The organism is Leucobacter musarum subsp. musarum (assembly GCF_001273845.1).
In the GTDB taxonomy this organism is placed as follows: Bacteria; Actinomycetota; Actinomycetes; order Actinomycetales; family Microbacteriaceae; genus Leucobacter; species Leucobacter musarum.
Window position 1 is genome coordinate 1 of the sequence record NZ_JHBW01000053.1, and the last position, 226, is coordinate 226.

A 226-nucleotide genomic window follows, 5' to 3' on the forward strand; every position below is an offset into this window, starting at 1 on the left:
CCACGAGCCCGAGCACGAGCGAGGAGCGCACGTTGACATCGAAGCGGTAGAGCAGCAGGCCGGTGAGCTGCGGCAGCACGGTCGGGATCGTGGCGTTCGCCACCACCTGCCAGCGGCTCGCCCCGGCCGTGCGCAGCGCCTGCTCGGGACCCGGATCGATGTCCTCCATCGCCTCCGACCAGAGTTTGCCCATCACGCCGGTGTTGTGGCAGATGAGCGCGAGCAC

General features: G+C 69.5%; 1 pseudogene. It reads right to left on the reverse strand.

The features are described 5' to 3' along the window. A pseudogene (locus tag CH42_RS00170) lies at positions 1-226 on the reverse strand (ABC transporter permease subunit); the annotation flags it as partial.